This window comes from Shewanella sp. SP2S2-4, assembly GCF_031932025.1.
Lineage (GTDB): Bacteria > Pseudomonadota > Gammaproteobacteria > Enterobacterales > Shewanellaceae > Shewanella > Shewanella baltica.
In genome coordinates, this window is the sequence record NZ_JAUOER010000001.1 from 101,698 (window position 1) to 115,783 (window position 14,086).

General features: G+C 45.1%; 12 protein-coding genes. 6 read left to right on the plus strand and 6 right to left on the minus strand.

Annotated features, from left to right (window positions below; genetic code table 11):
* Positions 1–317: 317 nt before the first annotated feature.
* Complete coding sequence (locus tag Q4Q54_RS00520; protein WP_006080443.1) at positions 318–719, plus strand: GreA/GreB family elongation factor; 402 nt, start codon at positions 318–320, stop codon at positions 717–719.
* Between the two features lie 776 nt (positions 720–1,495).
* Here the strand turns inward: Q4Q54_RS00520 and Q4Q54_RS00525 are convergent.
* Positions 1,496–2,272: an AraC family transcriptional regulator gene (locus Q4Q54_RS00525; protein ID WP_006080441.1), complete on the minus strand. Its 777-nt coding sequence runs from the start codon at positions 2,270–2,272 to the stop codon at positions 1,496–1,498.
* Positions 2,273–2,611: 339 nt separating this feature from the next.
* On the opposite strand from Q4Q54_RS00525, the gene Q4Q54_RS00530 reads away from it, so the two are divergent.
* Positions 2,612–3,502: a DMT family transporter gene (locus tag Q4Q54_RS00530; RefSeq protein WP_311987177.1), complete on the plus strand. Its 891-nt coding sequence runs from the start codon at positions 2,612–2,614 to the stop codon at positions 3,500–3,502.
* 164 nt (positions 3,503–3,666) lie between these two features.
* Entirely contained in the window at positions 3,667–5,298 is a 1,632-nt protein-coding gene (locus Q4Q54_RS00535) for a methyl-accepting chemotaxis protein (protein WP_259215015.1), read from the plus strand.
* A 194-nt stretch (positions 5,299–5,492) separates the two neighbouring features.
* Here Q4Q54_RS00535 and Q4Q54_RS00540 read toward each other — a convergent pair whose 3' ends face one another.
* The 4 genes from Q4Q54_RS00540 to Q4Q54_RS00555 all read right to left on the minus strand — a co-directional run bounded on the left by Q4Q54_RS00540 (position 5,493) and on the right by Q4Q54_RS00555 (position 8,451).
* Positions 5,493–5,957 (minus strand): hypothetical protein, encoded by a 465-nt coding sequence (locus tag Q4Q54_RS00540; RefSeq protein ID WP_259215014.1) that lies wholly within the window; start codon positions 5,955–5,957, stop codon positions 5,493–5,495.
* A gap of 81 nt (positions 5,958–6,038) precedes the next feature.
* Positions 6,039–6,884, minus strand: coding sequence for an FAD:protein FMN transferase (locus Q4Q54_RS00545; RefSeq protein WP_006083954.1), 846 nt, complete (start codon positions 6,882–6,884; stop codon positions 6,039–6,041).
* Positions 6,881–7,435: an FMN-binding protein gene (locus Q4Q54_RS00550; protein WP_006083955.1), complete on the minus strand. Its 555-nt coding sequence runs from the start codon at positions 7,433–7,435 to the stop codon at positions 6,881–6,883. The genes Q4Q54_RS00545 and Q4Q54_RS00550 overlap by 4 nt, the downstream gene beginning before the upstream one ends.
* Before the next feature lie 107 nt (positions 7,436–7,542).
* Positions 7,543–8,451: a DUF6662 family protein gene (locus tag Q4Q54_RS00555; protein ID WP_006080435.1), complete on the minus strand. Its 909-nt coding sequence runs from the start codon at positions 8,449–8,451 to the stop codon at positions 7,543–7,545.
* A 680-nt stretch (positions 8,452–9,131) separates the two neighbouring features.
* Between Q4Q54_RS00555 and Q4Q54_RS00560 the strand changes: the two genes are divergently transcribed.
* Together Q4Q54_RS00560 and Q4Q54_RS00565 are read left to right on the plus strand one after the other, a co-directional pair.
* On the plus strand, positions 9,132–10,466 hold the full coding sequence (locus tag Q4Q54_RS00560; protein ID WP_107403921.1) for a Na+/H+ antiporter NhaC family protein: 1,335 nt from the start codon (positions 9,132–9,134) through the stop codon (positions 10,464–10,466).
* Between the two features lie 130 nt (positions 10,467–10,596).
* Complete coding sequence (locus Q4Q54_RS00565; RefSeq protein ID WP_311987183.1) at positions 10,597–11,307, plus strand: 23S rRNA pseudouridine(2604) synthase RluF; 711 nt, start codon at positions 10,597–10,599, stop codon at positions 11,305–11,307.
* 163 nt (positions 11,308–11,470) lie between these two features.
* Here Q4Q54_RS00565 and Q4Q54_RS00570 read toward each other — a convergent pair whose 3' ends face one another.
* Complete coding sequence (locus Q4Q54_RS00570) at positions 11,471–12,931, minus strand: DUF4892 domain-containing protein (protein WP_311987185.1); 1,461 nt, start codon at positions 12,929–12,931, stop codon at positions 11,471–11,473.
* A 551-nt stretch (positions 12,932–13,482) separates the two neighbouring features.
* On the opposite strand from Q4Q54_RS00570, the gene Q4Q54_RS00575 reads away from it, so the two are divergent.
* Positions 13,483–14,055: a hypothetical protein gene (locus Q4Q54_RS00575; protein WP_311987187.1), complete on the plus strand. Its 573-nt coding sequence runs from the start codon at positions 13,483–13,485 to the stop codon at positions 14,053–14,055.
* The last annotated feature ends 31 nt before the right edge of the window (positions 14,056–14,086 follow it).

A 14,086-nucleotide genomic window follows, 5' to 3' on the forward strand; every position in this document is an offset into this window, starting at 1 on the left:
ACACTTTAAGTTTAAGTTATTAGCCATATTGAACGATTAAAAAAGCAATTCATCGCACACAATTTTTGACTGGAGATGTAAAACTATGTTTATCACTGCATTTTCATCACTATCTTCTCATGTATTAGCTAGCACTCTTAGCTCAACGTGCTGCTTGGCTAAATCATTCCGCTTCTCACTCAAATTCCCAGTCTAAGCCGAGCGTCACTCGCGCTCGGCAGAACTTTAATACTCTTGTTAAATAAGCACTGAATCCAGTTATTCCTCTTTTTTAAATTCTTTGCTTGCACTTTTACTTGGTTATTTCAGAGGCGGAAATGGCATATTCCTTTTTTAGCGGTTTATTTCAGAATTTTATACTAAAAACCGAAACCTATTATTTACAGAACAGTTTTAATGCCTCCCTGCGCCCAACTGCTTTGGCAGGCGTGATTAGCAAACTTGAGCAGCTCAAGCATGATGTGGCGAGTGATAAAGTGACTGTGGGGCGGGAGATCCGCTTAGTTAATCTGCAGGATCAACAGGAGTATCAAATTGAGCTCGTGTATCCACCAAAGCATAAACCCAGTGCAGGACGCTTCTCTGTTATATCCGATTTAGGCGTTAGCCTACTTGGGCGGTCAAAGGGCGAGTTGGCTGAAGTGAGTATTTTAGGCAAGCCAGTGCTGTTTATGATTAAAGGTGTCAGTCTAGCGAAAAAACCTAAAAAAGCTAAGTAGCCAGCTGATTTAAGCAGCGTTATTTCTAATGGCTTTTAGTGATTTATGTTGACTGAATCTACTCAAGTGTTAAGCCATTTTAGATGACGTAATTAAAGATATAGTGTGTTCTACTCCGTGACAACATACTTCAACTCGCTATTAGCGGCGGCTTCTAGCGGTACTTTCAACATAATAGGATAAGAAGGAATGTTATTTTGAAGTCATTAACTGGCCGCGTTATTTATTAAAGACAGGCATTAAATTAATTTAACACTGAAATTAACGCCTTTTGCCACTATTTACACTAAGTCATGGCAGCGCTTTAAGGTAAAACAGCAAAGGGGTTAAGAGGTTTAGGTTCGGCACCTCATCGTTAAATTACGTTTTATGTGTCCTTTATAAATAAACCGACTCAATTTAAGCCTGAAATAAAAATTGAGCCCAACTATCGGAACCGAATTGCGGCGCGGAACCGGATAGTGACCTTCACTTTGGAGTCTATATCTATGAGTAAAGAAAAAAACAAAAAACCGCCAATGAAAACCTTAAAAGAGAAGCGTCAGGATAAACGGAACCGCCAAAAAGCATCCGACTAATTTATCCAACAATGTAAAAATCCCTTAAATCCTCTCTTTAAATAGGCCGAAAATAGGGTGCTAAATGCTTTGGCACCCTATTTTATTTCTCGGTTTTATCCGCTTATCGCCACACAACATCCGCTAGCGTTCGAATTAACAACAGATCATTTTTCAACACACTAAGCTTATATGCCATCACACTAAACTTATGCACCATCACAATCGACGGCGATACTGCTCCGGCGAGCACTGGGCATACTTTTTAAACATCACAATATAAGGTGAGGTTTGGTTATAGCCGAGCGTTAATGCCACCTCTTTAATAGCTAGCCCCTGACGCAGCAATTGTAATGAATAGATAAACTTATGCCTTTGCCTTAACTCGGTAAAACTCATCCCCAGCGCCTCTTGGCAACGACGGGCTAAGGTACGCTCTGTGGTATGTAATTCATTGGCCCAAGATTTAAAGGTCTTAGGACTCGCAGGGTCGGCTTCGAGTGCCAGCAACAACGGCTGTAACAGTTTATCTGAGACTGTGGGCAAAAATTGCGGCAGAGCTTGGCCGATAGTGAGCTGATCGAGCAAAACCTCAACAAGCCGTTTATCCGCTGCCGAGTTTGCCACTCTAACTTGCCGCTCCCGTAGGTCGTTAACGATCGATTGGGCAATAGGAGTCACAGCTAATAAACAGGTCTCTAGGGGAAACGCCGCAGCCCGCTCGGCAACGATATTCATCGAACAATAATGGATACTACGCCGAGTGAAACTTTCATGCTCTATCCCCGCAGGAACCCAAATCGCATATTGCGACGGAGATAAAAACCGTTGCCCTGCGGCATGTAACTCCATGATGCCACCGCTGATTAACTGCAGTTGTCCCCAAACATGTTGATGCTTAGGCGTCACCGTATTTGGCAAGAAGGCTTCATAGTTGAAGAAAATATCCGCAACTGGCTCTTGCTCTGCCGTAAGGGGATGATAAACCGTACGCATTTGTCTGTCCTTAAAGCCTTCTAGCTCATGATTTAATAGCACTCAACTGGTTAATAGTACTCAAGCAATCCAGATTTAATCGCATGGTTTAATCGCGCTCAATTGATTTCTCCATCCCATAGCACTCTGTCCGCCGAGGAACTGACCTTGTCTGATAAGCGATATCTATATCATAACCGACCATGGATAATTGCCTGCAATGATTATCTGGATGTATAAGTAATACGTAGTAAGCAGAGTCTCTCGTTCTGAGTTACTCAGTTTTAGCCATGTAGACTCAGTCGCTTATGCCTATTCACTCATGTCCAGCCACGTAAACCATTATCGAAAGGCAAAATCATGTTGTATTTGTTTCCCCTATTAGCCGTTTTCATTTGGGCGGGTAACTCGATAGTTAATAAACTCTCATTTGGGATTATCGATCCTGAAGCCATAGCGTTTTACCGTTGGTTTTTTGCAATGTTGCTATTAACGCCCTTTGTCGCGGGTCGCGTGTGGCAAAAGCGCCGAGTGATCTTGCCGCTGTTACCTAAGTTCGCGACTTTGGCCATGCTAGGTATGGTGCTCAACCAGAGTCTGGCCTATTTTGCCGCGGCCACCACCACGGCGACGAATATGGCATTGATCACCTCACTCGTGCCTATGATCAGCCTATTTTTAGCCGTTCCCTTACTCAAACAGAAGCTGTCGCCGTTAGCCTTTGGTGGCACACTGTTCTCGCTCGTTGGCTTAATTTTTATGTTAAGCCACGGCGATATGATGAATCTTGCCATCGGCGTCACCCAAGGTGACTTGTTATTGCTGTTCAGCGCCTTTGTGTATGCACTCTATGGTGTATTACTAAAACGCTGGCAATTACCACTGCCCACTTGGGAATCGGTTTATATTCAAGGACTCATAGCCGTATTTATGCTGACACCGCTGCTGTTTAGCAGCCCAAGCATGGTGATCAGCACGCAATCGGCACCACTGATCCTGTATGCGGCAGTTGCGGCCTCGCTGCTCGCGCCTTGGGCTTGGATCAATGGCATCAGCAAACTCGGCGCCGATCGCACCAGCGTGTTCTTTAATTTAATGCCGATTATTGCGGCGATACTGGCGGCCATTATCCTAGATGAAACCTTGGCCATTTATCATTATATTGGCGGCTCTATGGTCATCATGGGTGTCATGCTAGTGCAGATAAAACCTAAGCCAAAAGCCATCCCCACCTTAGCTTGCCCCGAATAACATAAGCTAAAATATCAAAGCCCTGGCTGCACAGTCGGGGCGATTCATCTTCTTTCAATGGGCACAAAACTTCGCACTGAATCCCATCGCAATTTACTGCATGTAAAAGCAATTTCATAAATAACGGCTAAGCTATTTATTAAGTTATTAATGGAGATGTTCCTATGTTTAACAGTATTCGCGTTAAGTTTTCGCTGATGTTTGCCATTATGGCGACAGCGCTCATTGTTATGGCGGTCACCGATGCTATGCAAAGCCGTGCGACGGTAAAGCAGATGCAAGAATTCAGTCAGTTATTTAATCCTGCGATTTCGGCAATTCTCAATGCAGATCGCGACCTTTATCAAGCGCAGCTAAGTGAAGAAGTGTTACTCAGGGAAGAATTATCTGCCGAGAATCGCAAGAGTGAAATTGATAACTGGCAAGAAAACGTCGACCAAGCCCGTGACCGAATGGGCGAGTTTAAAAAAATCCTTAAAGACCACCTGCTCGTACTGCAATCCACCAATGGCTTTGAAGCGCAATTTTCCCTTTGGTATCAAGCCTCATCAGAGGTCATTAACGCAGTCAAAAGTAACGACTTTGCGCGAGCTAAACAGCTCCACGAGACCAAGTCTAAGCAAGAATTTAAAGCCTTAAGAAGCATCTACAATGCGGCGGGGGAAGCGGCCGATAACCGCGTAAAAGAGCTAGACTTACAAGCAACTGAACAGGCAACCACCCAAACCCAAATATCCCTCACCATAGCCAGCTTAGTGGCCATAGTCGCCCTGTTGATTGCCTACTTTGGCCCTAAAATCATCGTAAACGCGATTAAAGATATCACCAGCAGGATCAATGACATTGTTGATGGTGACGGTAACTTAACTCAGCGGATCCCCATCAAACGACAGGATGAAATCGGTGAGCTTGCCCATGCCTTTAACTTGTTTGTAGAACAACTGCAGCAGATGGTTATCTCGATTATTGGTCAAACCAAGGATGTAAGCCACACCGTTGAAAGCCTTGCGACTAAGTCCACCACCACAATCAACATCAGCCATGAACAAGAGCAGTTTGTGGATACCATAGTCACAGCCGTCAATGAAATGAGTGCGGCCGTAAGAGAAGTCGCCAGCAATGCCCTACACACAGCGACCGAAATCACTAAGGTGAACGACCAAACGGTGGAAGGTAAAAATATCCTCGCCCAGTCCGTTAATCATATTCAGCAACTATCTGAATCGGTTAAGAATGCCGTGTCAGTTATTGAAAAACTCTCAGTCAATTCAGCCAATATTGCCTCAGTGCTCGATGTGATCCGCTCTATTGCTGAGCAAACTAACCTCCTTGCCCTTAACGCGGCCATTGAAGCGGCGCGCGCTGGCGAACAGGGCCGCGGCTTTGCCGTAGTCGCCGACGAAGTGCGTACACTGGCGAGTCGCACCGAAACCTCGACCCAAGATATTCAACGCATGATTGAAGAGTTACAACGCGGCGTAAATGATGCGGTTAAAAGCATTGAATCGGGCGCCAGCCTGACCACATCAACTGTCACCCTCGCCAGCCAAACCCAAGATGCATTGGATGAAATCCTAAACTCCACCTCTAAGGTCAGCGAGATGTCCACTCAAACGGCAACGGCGACCGAAGAACAGACCCATGTAACCGAAGAAATTAACCGTAACTTGACTGAATTATCCGATAAAACAAGATACTGCAACTTAGTCATTCAAGAGACCCAACAAATCGTGGTCAACACTAAGGCAATTTGCAGCAACCTACAAAAAGAAGTGGCGCGATTTAAAGTCGCCTAAGCTGACAGATTGCTAACGACACATAGTTAGCAACAAGCGGTTAGTGGCAAGCGGTTAATAGCCAGACCGCTCGTGACAAACAGCTAAAACGAAAAGAGTGCCAATTAGGCACTCTTTTTAATGTGTTTTAACATGGGATTTTTAATCGAATGCTTTTGAATTGGGTTTCAAATTGGGCTTTGATGCAAAACTTATCAGCTACGGTGACGCCTAAGGGATTGAACGCGAATTTTACGGCCATGGTAATAATGCCAAACAAAACCTGAAAACAATAACATCCCCAAAAACATATGCAATAAACTGGCAAACAGTTGGGCTGATTCTGAGCTCAAGTAATACAGTCCCACACCCGTTAACGCTAAGGTGATAAGACTGAGTGACATCACTAAGCCACTCCAATGGTTCAATTTTTTACGCCATCCTGCCCGAATATGACTGTGCCAAAGTGCACCAAGTAGCATCAACAGCAACCAACCTAACAACACATGCATCACCACTGCGGGTAACCGTAGTTCACCGCTGAGGCCAAAATCCACTTCCCACTGCAACTTAAACTCCATCACCCAAGGCAGCATAAACAAGCCTGTGAGCGTGGTGACGCTAATGGTAAGAATGATTAGCCAAAAAAACCAATTTGGATAGCCAGTTAATTTCTTCATAGGAAAATGTTATACACTCAGCACGCAGCTTTTCCTTAGTAAATTCAGTAAGGAAAACTGCAAATAGTACCAAAGGAATGATTATTCAAAACTGACTAATCGACCACCTAAGTGAGCAATTTTGTCAGCGGCGGAGTCAGAGCTTAGGTAACCCGCAACCTTAGTCAAGGCATCGGCGCGCCAAGCAAAGGGCGCACTCACACTGACAATACGTTCACTTTCAAGATCGATATTCACATCAGTAACATTGCCCGTGGGCAGTAATAACGCAGGATAATCATGGCTTAAGGTTTGTGACACCCGCGAACTTGCCAGCGCCATATTGCTCACGCAGATCTTTTGGCTCAATCCCTTTGGGCCGCGGCAGAGTACATTTAAAGAGGCACTGCCAAAGACTCTTAAATCGCCACCGGCATTCACCCAACCACCGCCAACGCCCGCACGGCGCAGCTCACTAACCGCCATATCAACCGCATAACCTTTGGCTATGCCATCTAAGGTTAAAATGAGTGGCCTAGCTAATCGTACTTGATTATCTTTTATTTCAATATCTTGCCACTCACCTTGCAATAACAAAGGCATACCAAGATAGGCAGGCAAAGCACCGCGGGACATCATTTCCCCGCCGACAGTACAATTGAACAAGTTGTTGCTCGCCTTGCCTAGCCACTTAGCTAACTTGAGCACTCGTAAACTGTCTTGGCTTACACGAATCCATGTCCCTGGCTGGCGATTTAGCTGATTTAACTCACTGTCTTGCTGATGAAAACTCAGTAACCGACCAATATGCGTCACACGCGAAAAAGCCGCTGTCATCGCGGCTTCTAAGGCTTTATCCTCAAGTGGGATCTCACTGCCAGAATGTGGCAGTGACTCGGCGGCAATTTCCACCAAAGTCCCGAGTAAGGGTTTAGCGCGACGTATCACGATAATGCCGTCTGTGACAGGAAGAGTTGATGAATAACCAACAGACGCTTCACACCATCGAGTAAATTACGACAACTCAAGGTCGCGCCGCTGATATTGGTGACATCCTCATCCAGTTTAAAGGGATCGTTCAGTGTTTTACCGTGGAACTGTTGGCGCCAACTGGCCTCGCGCACTTGACCGCCATGGGTCTCGCGGTAACTCAACACTTCTAAACCTAACACTTCACCTTGCGGGCTAATCCCCACGGCATAAGTAATGTATTCATGTTTACCGACCACATCATCAACCATAAACCAACCGAGAAATTGCCCGTCTTTCTCCACTTTCCAAATCGGCTGTTGATCTTGACGCTGACGCACGCCAGACAAATCTTTGATCTGATCTTTCGCATCTGAGCTCAATAAAGTTGGCCGCTCGCTAAATACGGCCGCTTGATCAAAAATCAATGCCTGCGCCTGTGCAACCGTTAAATAGTCAGCAGCAAAAGCAGGCGCGGTCACCACGACCATGGGCATAAACCACAAGCTATTCCAATATGTCTGCGCCATTTCAATACCTAATGTTAGTGAATATGGAATAAAAACGAGCCATCCTTGGCACTCACTCTGGCGGTGCAGCCTATTACATTCGCTGCAACAGCCTGATTGAACCTAGATTAAAAGTTAAATGCGACCTTCAATCTGATTTCTTGTTCTGTTTTTTCAATCAGATGCAAACTAGTATCGCGCTGACCTTGGTACTGCTCACCACCGCCACTTAACTGTGGTAACCAAGTCAGCGTCGCCCACCAATCGGCACTGCCATAATGCAATGAAGGGCCAGCAAAGAAGGACCATCGTTCTTGACCAATTTCAGTTTCAAATTCAGTTTCAAAAAGCACTTCGGCGCTAACGAACCAATTAGGGGCGAAACGATAGCTTAAGCCTGTGCCCATTTTCAATTCCAGTTCCATCTCTGGATCCGTCGACCATTCGAAATCTTCTGGTAGATTAGCGATAGGGGCGCGGTCGGCATAGGTTGATTCCATGCCTAAGTTCCCCACCCAAATTAACTCACCTTCGAGCATGTATTTTTGGGTTTGCAGACCAAGATCTAACGACAAGGTGTCTTTGTCTTGGCCAGAATGCACATCAATCCAGTCGTAGTCGAGGGAGGCTGTCATCGACAAACCTATGTCATCCTTGGCTGGGCTTAAAAACATATAGCTTAGGCCAACTTCGGCGCCAGAGGATTGAAAACCAATTTTTTTCTCTGCCGGCAAATAACCATCGATGATAAGCCCACTGGTGTCTAAGGACATAAACTTAGCAGAAGCTGACACCGCCAGTTTATTCGTTAGGCCATACTCGAATTCAGTTTCGTAGTTAATACCTCTGTAGGTGCCTTGACCCTTATCATTACGCAGGGTGATCTTTTGGTACAGTTCGATAGCGTCTTTAGGCATAGCTTCAGCGCCTTTGACATAACCGAATAAATCTTCACCGGCGATCGCAGTATGGTTCAACCCTAAAGTCAGTAAAGAGACGGCTACGAGACTCAAGCCATGGCGAGAAGATGTATGCATTTAAACAAAGCCCCAAAGAGTTATTAACATAATTTGTGCGGATTCTATTAAACTCTCTAGTACAACGCAAATCGTTATCATTAGTGTTTTATAGGTTTTTTATGCGGTTAACACTTTTTTACATTTGAAAACAATGAATTGATTGTTAAGGTTTAATTAATATTATTTTGTTATGTGAACGTGATTAAGCCGCTAAACGAGCGCTGCAAGCTAATAAGCAATAAAAATGAACTTAACTCGATGGATCCAGTTCATCTTCTTCGCCATCAAAACTCATATCAACACTGACTCAGTGCATCAAAGTTTCAAGGGAAATGAGGGCGATAAATAGCCAACTTATCTCATCACCCCGGGCCACAGCTTAAATTTCACGCTATTCCATTCTGTTGCAATACACTCTAAATCAGATAAAAACCCGCTAACTTAACCTGAATACAAACTGATAACACATTGATTATAAATTAAAATATAGACTGAGCCTCATCTTATACAACCTATTAATAACCTAGCGATCACAACGGAAGTAAAAACATCTAGACGTCTAAATTGACAGGTTAGCGGGGATCAAATATGCTTTGCCTCAAGTTGCTAAGATACGATGCCGAAGCGACACTAAATTTAAGCGAGTTTGACTGCTAAGGATCCAGCGGAAAGAACTCTAAGCGAAAGAGAGATAACATTTGAGCAATCCAACACCAGCAACACAGCACAGCCCGGCATCTTTCATTGCCCTGTTGCCATTATTTGTTTTCCTTGGTCTTTTCATTGGCGCGGGTGTGTATTTCCAAAGCCAAGGTGTCGACTTCGCCTTCTATCAATTACCGAGTGTTATCGCCATTTTACCTGCGATTATTCTGGCGTTGATTTTATCAAAGCAGAAATTGAATCAATCGATTGATACCTTTATTGGCGGTATTGGTCACAGCAACATTATTGCGATGTGTTTGATTTATCTATTAGCAGGCGCCTTCGCGGCGGTCGCTAAAGCCACAGGCGGCGTCGATGCCACCGTTGCTCTGGGTTTATCACTGATCCCATCAAACTTGTTGTTACCCGGTTTCTTCGTGATTGCGGCCTTTATCGCAACAGCCATGGGGACATCAATGGGCACAATAGCTGCTGTCGCACCCATCGCCCTCGGCGTGGCCGACCAAGCGCAAATCGACTACGCCCTGATGGCAGGTGCGGTCATGTCTGGCGCCCTATTCGGTGACAACTTATCGATTATTTCAGATACCACGATTGCAGCCACCCGTACTCAAGGCTGTGATATGAAAGATAAATTCCGTGAAAACCTGATTTTCGCTATCCCAGCATCACTGCTAACCTTGATTGCCTTTGTATTTGCAGGCCAAGGCCAGGCGGAATTAGCGACGCAGAACATAGATCTCATTAAGGTCATTCCTTATCTGACCATTTTGATCTTAGCTGTGGCGGGTCTGAACGTATTTGTGGTCTTGACCTTAGGTATCTTATTAGCGGGCGCTACGGGTCTGTTTACCATGGATTACGGCGTGATCCAATTTGGTAAAGATATTTATGCTGGCTTTAGCAATATGCAGGAGATTTTCATTTTGTCTATGCTGGTCGGTGGTTTAGCGGCACTTATGCAGCAACAAGGTGGTCTTGCCTTTGTGAGCAAACAGATTGAAAAGCTGATCACGCGTTTTTCAAAGGCACAAGGTGAAGCATCATGCCGCGCCGCAGAACTGGGTATGGCTGGCATAGTCGCAGTGACTAACACTTGTGTGGCCAACAATACGGTTTCTATCGTGGTGACCGGTGATATTGCTAAAGACTTAGCCGAGAAACATGGCGTGAGCCCCAAACGTGCCGCCAGCGTCCTCGATATTTTCGCCTGTATTATCCAAGGTTTGATCCCGTATGGCGCACAAGCCTTGCTGATCGCCTCGACCTTTAGCATCACCCCATTGGCTGCGGTATCACACGCTTGGTACTGTATGATTTTAGCCGTAGTGGCCGTTGCGATTGTGATTTTCCGCAAACGTCATTGATAGGTAGCACTGTACTTATAGCCTGTTAAACAGCAGGTTGAAATAGCTAATTAAGATGCTGATAAGTACAATTGAAGGAGCCGAATTCGGCTCCTTTTTTTATGTTTAAATTCATCAACCTTGGATTGATATGCGCCTTGCAAAATACCTCGCCCAGTGTGGCATAGGCTCACGCCGTGAAGCCTGCCGTTTAATTGAGGCCGGGCGCATCACACTCAATGGCCATATCGCCCGCCACACAGATCCTATCCGTTTGGACGAATCATTAAACTGCCTCGACAGTATTGAACTTGATGGCGCGCCCATCACTAAAACCGAACCCCTCGCCTATTGGATATTGAACAAAGCCGTGGGCACAGATTGCCGCCTGCTGGAGCAGGATGAAACGAGCCTTATACACCTGCTTCCCAAAGCGCCAAGACTCTATCCCGTCGGCAGGCTCGATAAAGATTCCCGCGGCCTACTGCTATTAACTAATGATGGCGAGCTGACCCATAAACTCATGCACCCCAGTTTTGCCCACAGTAAAACCTACCATGTGCGCCTCGATAGGCCATTCACTGATGATTTTGTTGAACAAATGGCCAGTGGAGTGCGTTATAAAGATGTGCAAACCTTGCCCTGCCAAGTCCGCCACCTCAGTTCGGACAGCTTTGAAATCGTGCTGACTCAGGGACTAAATCGCCAAATTCGGCGTATGTCCAGCGCCTTAGGCTATAAGGTAATTGACTTACAGCGCGTCGCATTAATGACATTAACGCTAGAATCCTTAGCCGAAGGAGCGATGCGGCCACTCACCCCACAGGAAGTTGCAGTGCTTAAAGCCGCAGTAACGATTTAGTGGAAGACAAATCGCGAATGCCCTCAAGCAGCTAGCCTCAATTTGAGACAAATGCCCGCGCAGAACAATATCTGCCAATGAGCTCCAATGAAGATAGAAACGTCTGAGATGGCTCAGGCGTTTCTATAAAACGAAGCTCCCCTTTCAAGCTTATTAATATGAGCTACTTTTTATCCGAACGAAGCACTAATTCCACTCTGCGATTCAGTTTTTGTCCGGCGTCATTCGTGTTGCTGGCAATTGGGCTGTATTCCCCGTTACCGTGGGCGGTTAATTGGGCCGACGGAATTTGAAACCCGTCACTCAACTGCTTAATCACAGCCGCAGCGCGCCGCTCCGACAGGCTTTGATTGTAACTCCGCTCGCCCTTGTCATCTGTATGTCCGACCACATAGAAACTCAGTGCCGGATTCTGCTTAAGATAGCTTGCGAGTACGTCGAGTACAGGTTTAGACTCAGGCAACATGCGCTCACTGTCATAATCAAACAGCAATCCCTCCAACGTCGCCTTACCAGTTTGACTAATCGCATCGGTCAAAGCATTGAGGTCAATCGCCACTCGATCATCCTTCAGAGTAGAGAGTTCCATTACCCTGAGGGTAGTATCGGCAGGTGTGCCATCGAAATATCCTTGGGAATAGATATCGAAGTAAACATCGCCCTTTGCGTGACTAAGCTTAAACAGCTGATACTCCTGCCATTCGTCCTCTTTATCGTCCTTGATTAATTTGATGGCATTAATCAGGCTATCATCGTCGCCGCAAGCCGTGCCTTTGCAATGGAATACCCGCTCTGCTGCCAGCTTTTGTGCTGCTGCGGCATAATTGCTGTTGATTTCAAACAACGAATAGCTTTCAGGCATCTGATAAGTTATTTGGGTAAGCTTGGCATCCAGCGATTTGGTTTGATAATCTGCGCCCGACATCCCTACCAATACAGGCACTTGGGTAAAGTTAGTTTGTTTGTAACTTGAAATATAACTGCCGGGCATGCGCCCCAATAAAGGATGGTCTGTCGCTCCTTGAGCATCGTCACTACGCCTATCTTTAATCTCAACCTCTTTCGGTGCCCGCTGTAAAAAGTCACTATTGGCTTGGATCAAGTCTAGCGGCTCAGGAATAGAATCAAGGATATCGACTTGCAGATAGGTATATCTATCCTCGCGATTGACGACATAGATACTGGCGTAAACCTCACCGCGAGAACCTTTCAGTTTTGCCGCCACGTAAGCACTGTGAAAGTCGGCATTCACGCTTTTGAGCGGCTTTAGCTGTGTTTGCATGGCTTGACCATCACCGCAGGTGACGGCCTGACAACTAAATAACACTTCAGCATTCAGCTTTTTTAGCTGTGCCAAATAGTTATTGATCACATGTTCAGGACTATACCCCTCGGGTAACTCAACGCTTTGTCGAGTCAATTTTCCTGATACAGGCAACAGAGTGAACTTGTCACCATTCACTGCGGTGATAAGTTCAAAGGGCGTAAAGTGGATGCGCTTTTCTTTAGGCGATTTAGCATCCGGAAAGGGGCTGAAAAGCGGTTCAGCATTAGCCACAAAAGCAGTGGCCCCAAAAATAGTAGTGGCCAAGACTGCAGTAATTAAAAAAGTATTATGTCCCATAAAAAATCCTTTTCTGTGGGTAAATAGAAATTTAGCTCATAGCTTAAAAACATAAGCGCGAACGATATTACGATAAAATGCAAAATAATTCAGCCTCGATATTACTGCAAAGCTTGAGACATATTTTTACACTGCAGAAACCATCGCCTTAGTTACATCACAATTAATAGCAGTATCACAATAAAAACCATCTATGACATATAAGCAGCTTAATAACCAAATCAAAATTATATTAAGATGCGCTGAGTTATACAGCTAATTAGTCAGAAATCCTTCTTTAGTGTTATAGCCATCAGCAATACATCTCCTTATAAAAGGGCAATTAATTTTTTCCGAAAGCCATATTTTTATATGCTGATGAAATTATAAATAGAAAATGTTTACTCATTCAGTAAACACCAAGACATTAACGGATACAAAGACGACGCCGAAAACGAATCGTCAATAACGAAGACATAATGGAACTAAGGCTATAACTTCAGTTGGTTTTTCCCATTTTTAGCTAGCTAAACTCATGCTCAAAGGACTTTGCAAAAATGCGATTCAGAATAATGTTATCTCACGTAAAACTTTTACTTTGTATATCACTGCTCAGCGCTACACCTACTTCTATAGCGGAAGAAAAAGTACTAACAGTGCAAAGCATCCTTGCGAATGCACCAAAACCGCATGAGGTTGAATTTGCTCGTAAAGGCGTAGCAGAAACAAGCATAGAGAATGCTTGGGAGCGGCCATGCCCATATAACAGTTCTCGCTTGCTCTTTGACGATTCGGGCGATATTGACTTAGACGAAATTCATCTCCGTTGTCGCCGCTGGCAAGACTGTAAGACGATGGGAGCTTCAGCGAGTCAGTTTACTGAAGGTTTTTTCAAGCACCATAAAACGGGGGAGAAAATCCCTCAGCAGTGGAAACAAGATGGCGAAGACTTGGCCAAGAATGATGCAGAATTTGGTGGCGGTTCGGGACATTCGTATAACCATGCCTTGAAATTTGCTGAAAAAAACTGGCGCTTGTTTGAAGGGCGCAGTACTGGCGAAGCTGACAAACTCGTTAAAAAGCAATTCTGGCAATGGTGCGCGGTCGAACCTTTGTCTATTTGGAAAAGTAAACTCGATGATTAGGATTGATATGTATTTCAACTTCTTATCAACA

Excerpts from the sequence above, each read along its gene's own strand:
- Q4Q54_RS00520 (WP_006080443.1), top strand. The coding sequence starts at position 318 with ATGGCATATTCCTTTTTTAGCGGTTTATTTCAGAATTTTATACTAAAA.
- Q4Q54_RS00525 (WP_006080441.1), bottom strand. The coding sequence starts at position 2,272 with ATGCGTACGGTTTATCATCCCCTTACGGCAGAGCAAGAGCCAGTTGCG.
- Q4Q54_RS00530 (WP_311987177.1), top strand. The coding sequence starts at position 2,612 with ATGTTGTATTTGTTTCCCCTATTAGCCGTTTTCATTTGGGCGGGTAAC.
- Q4Q54_RS00535 (WP_259215015.1), top strand. The coding sequence starts at position 3,667 with ATGTTTAACAGTATTCGCGTTAAGTTTTCGCTGATGTTTGCCATTATG.
- Q4Q54_RS00540 (WP_259215014.1), bottom strand. The coding sequence starts at position 5,957 with ATGAAGAAATTAACTGGCTATCCAAATTGGTTTTTTTGGCTAATCATT.
- Q4Q54_RS00550 (WP_006083955.1), bottom strand. The coding sequence starts at position 7,435 with ATGGCGCAGACATATTGGAATAGCTTGTGGTTTATGCCCATGGTCGTG.
- Q4Q54_RS00555 (WP_006080435.1), bottom strand. The coding sequence starts at position 8,451 with ATGCATACATCTTCTCGCCATGGCTTGAGTCTCGTAGCCGTCTCTTTA.
- Q4Q54_RS00565 (WP_311987183.1), top strand. The coding sequence starts at position 10,597 with ATGCGCCTTGCAAAATACCTCGCCCAGTGTGGCATAGGCTCACGCCGT.
- Q4Q54_RS00570 (WP_311987185.1), bottom strand. The coding sequence starts at position 12,931 with ATGGGACATAATACTTTTTTAATTACTGCAGTCTTGGCCACTACTATT.
- Q4Q54_RS00575 (WP_311987187.1), top strand. The coding sequence starts at position 13,483 with ATGTTATCTCACGTAAAACTTTTACTTTGTATATCACTGCTCAGCGCT.